Genomic DNA, 5,307 nt, shown 5'->3' on the forward strand with positions numbered 1-5,307 from the left:
CTGCCCACAGGGCTGAGGTTAGCTGATGGAAATTGAAGAAAGCGCCGCAGGCTGTAGAGCTTTCCTAGAAGCTAGAGGCTAGTTGCTAGAAGCCCCGCACGAATGACTCTATCCATCAGCACCTCTTCAACACCTCGACAAACCGCAATCGGCTCTATTCTTTCCTGATAAAAAAGTACAGGAATCCATTCATGGTTCCTGTACTTTTTATTGCTTACAATCCGCAGGCGGACCAGCCGCATTCTTCGCAGGTGGTGCAGTGGCCTTCCACGTGGAGGTGGTGGGAATGGCACTTCGGGCATTCCGGTACCGCCGCCCTTTCTTCCCGTGCCGGTTCTGCTTCTTTCTCCGGCTCCGTCTTCTTTGCAGTATCTACGCCAAGGATATTGCCCCGGCGGCAGCCATCCCGGAATACGGTGATGCCCTTGCATCCCTTTTCCCAGGCCTCCATATAGATGTGGTAGATATCCTCCACCGTGGCCTCATTCTTCAGGTTCACGGTGCTGGAAATGGAATTGTCCACATACTTCTGCATGGCCGCCTGCATGTCCACCCGATTCATGAAGGGGATGTCATGGCTCTCCACGACCCAGGGGAACCGCTCCCGGATTTCTTCATCCGTCAGGGTGAGGGGCAGGTGATGGTATTCCAGGAGGTCCTTCACGCTGTGGGCGAAGACCCGGAAATGGCCGTGCACCGTTTCCATTTTATGGGTGGTGCGTTCATAGGAAATCTTGTACAGCGGTTCACAGCCGCCGGAGAAGCTGCCCATGAGGAGGGAAATGGTGCCTGTCGGCGCCACCGCCAGGAGGGTTCCGTTCCGAAGGCCGTTTTCATGAATTTCTTCATAGAGGACGGGATCCAGGTCCTTTACCAGGTCCATGATGGGAGACTTCTTCGTGGCCTCCCAGCGATAGTGGCCGAAGGTGCCCTTTGTTTTGGCCCAGTCGCAGGAGGAGCGGAGGGCGGTGAGGAGCATGACTTTCATCACATGGGCCATGAAGTCATTGGCCTCCGGGCTGCCATAGGTGAGTTTCATGGCCACCAGGGCATCTGCCACGCCGAAGAGACCGAGGCCCAGGGAGCGCCAGTCGTCAATGCATTTTCTGTTCTCGTCCAGGGGCTGGGTATCATAGCCGTAGTCCACGATTTCGTCCAGCGCCGTAATACCGTCGTACACCACCTGTTTGAACCGTTCCTCATTGAACAGGGGATGGCTGCTGAACTTATCATCAATCATTTCGTAAAGGTTCACACTGCCCAGGTTGCAGGCGTTGTAGGCGTTGCCCCCGAATTCACCGCAGGGATTGGTGATTTCGATTTTATATTCATCGTATCCCGCCAGGAGATGGCGGTTATTGAGCCGGTCCACGAACAGGGCCCCCGGGTCGCCCCAGTCCCACTGGGTCTCGCAGAATTCACGGAAAAATTCCCGGGCCCGGATGGTTTTCCTGATTTCTTCTCCCGTGGCTTTCACGGTGAAATGGAGGGTGTACTCCCGGTCGTCCCGGACGGCTTCCATGAATTCATCGGTGAAGAGGATGGAAATATTCATGGAAGACAGCTTTTCCTCGTTCTGCTTGATGTGGAGAAATTCATAAATGTCCGGATGATCGCAGTTCAGCCCCACCATCATGGCGCCCCGGCGGCCATTCTGGCTGATCACTTCGCCGGTGACATTGAAAATCTTCAGGAAAGAAACGGCGCCCGTAGAGGTGCGGGCCACATTTCTCACCACGCTTCCCTTTGGGCGGAGGTTGGAAATATTGATGCCGATGCCGCCGCCATAAGAAAAGATACGGGCGATTTCGTAGTTCGCATGGAAAATGGATTCCAGGTCATCCTCCGGAGACGGAAGGATGTAGCAGTTCGACAGGGACACCCGGAATTTTCCCTTTGCCCCCGCCGCATAGAGGGTCCTTCCCGCAGGACAGAAGGATGTATCTTCCAGGTACCGCCGTACCCGTTTTCCCAAATCCGGATCGAATATACCGCTGACCCGGTCCATAAATTCCTCGGCCCTTGTTTCGCCGGGATGATAGTATTTTTCTTTCAGTATTCCCTGACTGATGGGATTATCGTACCAGTGTTTCATATGGAATGCCTCATTTCTCACGAGATTTTTGTTGCTTCCTATATGGTAGCAGATACAATATGTTGGGTCAAATAACATATTGTCATACTACATATTGTGTTTATCATAAAATATCGATATTTATGTCAGGTGGCCGGGCGCCATGCGAACGGATGGAGCCTTGCGCCTTTATCTTTAGCATGCAGCCACCACCGGGCCAGCGCAGCGGCGCCCGACCCACCACCTTCAGCTCCATTCACCAGTCTGGCCATATCCCTCTGACAGCCAAAAAGCCGTGAAAGACTTTTGTCCTTCACGGCTCCTGCACTTACTCTATTTCTTTACTTCTTTTCTTCTTCCTCTTCTTCGTCACCGGAGAGTACATCGATGGAAGCAATGCGGTCCCCATCTTCCAGTCTCTGGAGGATGACGCCCTGGCCGGCCTTGGCTTTCTTGCTAGTAATCTGGCTGGCCTTTGTCTTGATGGTGATGCCCTGTTCCGACACGCCCACCAGTTCGTCATTGTCGTCGGCTGCCACGAGGGCTACCACTTCGAAACCCTTCTTGAAATTCCGGACACCCATGCCGTTCCGGCCCTGGATGCGGTAGGCACTGGCTTTATTCCTCTTGGCGTTACCGTCGGCGGAAATGGTGAAGATATCCTTGTCCGCTGCAATGACAGCGCCCACCACTTCATCTTCTTCGCCGTTCACTTCGCCCAGGCGGATGCCATGGACGCCGGCAGCTGCACGGCTCAGGGCCCGGACTTCTTCATCGTTGATGGAGAACCGGATGGCCATGCCGAAGCGGGTACCCAGGATCACGTCTTCGTCTCCCTTGACCCGGAGTACTGTCACCAGTTCATCGCCTTCATTGAGGCGGATGGCGATGAGGCCATTCTTATTGATGTTCTTGTACTCGGAAATGGCGGTTTTCTTCACGAAGCCCTTCTTCGTCACCATGAGGAGGTACTTCGTATCTTCTCCGGCTGCGTCGATATCGAGGAGCTCCGTCACCCGTTCACCCGGCTGCAGGCTGGGGATGTAATTGATGAGGGCGCTGCCCCTTGCGGTGCGGCCAGATTTCGGCAGGTCAATGGCGGTCTTCATGTAGACCTTGCCCTTATTGGTGAAGAAGAGAATCCGGTTGTGGGTGGAGGTATTCAGAATCTTCCACACGTAGTCTTCATCTTTCATCTTCATGCCGGACACGCCGCGGCCGCCTTTTCTCTGTACCCGGATGTCGCTGGAATCCATGCGCTTGATGTAGTTCTGCTTTGTCAGGGTCACGGTCATCGGTTCATCGGGCACGAGATCGGTGATGGTGAAATCTTCCTGGGCTTCTGCGATTTCCGTTCTCCGGTCATCGCCGAAGTTCTTCTTTTCGTCCTGCAGTTCTTCCTTCACCACGTTCATGATCTTATCCCGGCTGGAGAGAAGGTCTTCCAGGTAAGCAATGGTTTCTTTCACGTCCTTGTAATCCGCCTCCAGTTTATCCCGTTCCAGTCCGGTGAGACGGCGCAGGCGCATATCGAGGATGGCCATGGACTGCTTGTCGGAGAGATCAAACTTCGCCATGAGGGCATTCTTGGCGATTTCATCGGTCCTGGATTCACGGATGGTCCTGATGACTTCATCGATGTGATCCAGGGCAATGAGCAGGCCTTTCAGGATATGGGCCTTTGCCTTTGCCTTGTCCAATTCGAACCGGCTTCTCCGGGTGATGACTTCTTCCTGGTGTTTCAGGTAGTAGTAAAGGATCTGCTTCAGATTCAGAATCCGCGGATGTCCATCTACCAGGGCCAGCATGATGGCGCCGAAGTTAATCTGCATCTGGGTATGTTTGAAGAGATTATTCAGCATGATTTCCGGACTCACGTCAGCCCGGAGTTCGATGGCGATACGCATGCCGGTGCGGTCCGATTCATCCCGGAGCATGGTGATGCCATCCAGCACTTTCTGCCGCTGCAGGTCTGCAATGATGGAAATAAGGCGGGCCTTGTTCACCTGGTACGGAATTTCCGTGACCACGATACGGTGCTTGCCCTTCGCCATGTCTTCGATTTTCGTCTTCGCCCGGACCGTAATGGAGCCCCGGCCGGTGCGGTAGGTATCTTCGATGCCCTTGCGGCCCATGATGATGCCGGCCGTCGGGAAATCGGGGCCCTTGATGTACTTCATGAGACCGTCGATGGTGATATCGGGGTCATCAATCATGGCGCAGAGGCCATCCACCACTTCCGACAGGTTGTGGGGAGGAATATTGGTGGCCATGCCTACGGCGATACCGTAGGAACCGTTCACGAGAAGGTTCGGGATACGGGACGGCAGCACCACCGGTTCCTGGAGGGAACCATCGTAGTTCGGCATGAAATCAACGGTGTTCTTGTCGATGTCCCGGAGCATTTCCACCGTAATCTTTGCCATACGCATTTCCGTATAACGCATGGCGGCCGGGGAGTCCCCGTCCACAGAGCCAAAGTTTCCATGGCCATCTACCAGGGGATAGCGGGTAGAGAAATCCTGGGCCATACGGACCGCGGATTCATAGACCGCTGAATCGCCGTGGGGATGAAATTTACCGAGTACATCGCCCACGATACGGGCCGATTTCTTATAGGGTTTCCCCGGCAGCATACCGGCTTCGCTCATGGCGTAGAGGATACGGCGGTGAACCGGCTTCAGGCCATCCCGCACATCCGGCAGCGCACGGGTCACAATGACGGACATGGCATAATCGATGTAGGAATTCTTCATCTGTCCCTCCAGAGGGGTATTGATGATTTTTCCTTCCTTCCATTCTATGGAATCCATACTTGCTCCTTTGCAGCCTCCGAAGAGGCACAAAAATAAGGGCCGCAGGAAGCCCTGTGTCCTTTCAGAACCGGCTATTACATGTCATATTATACCACACAAAGGGCGCTAAAGCCATTTTAAGGCGTTTATGGACATTTTTGAAAAATAAATAAACAGTTGTGAATATATGTTTAACCTGTTAAAAGGCGTTTATATGCACGCCATAGTAAGACCAACGGACCGGAACCGGGTGGCTACCCACGGGCCATCGTGTACGGTTTTATAAAGGTTGCAGATTGGTCTTCACCCACCACCTTTAGCCCCACTCATTCGATTGAGTATAAGCCCGGTCAGCCCCCTGACTCCTTTACGTACGGGTAAATTTAAGGAAGCGCTGATTAATTCGCAGAGTCAGATTTCATAAGGATTTTTATGCAC

At 53.6% G+C, this 5,307-nt stretch carries 2 protein-coding genes; both read right to left on the reverse strand.

Annotated features, from left to right (window positions below):
• Positions 1–214: 214 nt before the first annotated feature.
• Positions 215–2,095, reverse strand: a complete 1,881-nt coding sequence (locus QZR21_RS07830; RefSeq protein WP_296097915.1) for an adenosylcobalamin-dependent ribonucleoside-diphosphate reductase — start codon at positions 2,093–2,095, stop codon at positions 215–217.
• Between the two features lie 320 nt (positions 2,096–2,415).
• Positions 2,416–4,887 (reverse strand): DNA gyrase subunit A, encoded by a 2,472-nt coding sequence (gene gyrA, locus QZR21_RS07835; protein ID WP_296097914.1) that lies wholly within the window; start codon positions 4,885–4,887, stop codon positions 2,416–2,418.
• Positions 4,888–5,307 lie beyond the last annotated feature (420 nt).

This window comes from uncultured Dialister sp. (assembly GCF_900541605.1).
In the GTDB taxonomy this organism is placed as follows: Bacteria; Bacillota; Negativicutes; order Veillonellales; family Dialisteraceae; genus Dialister.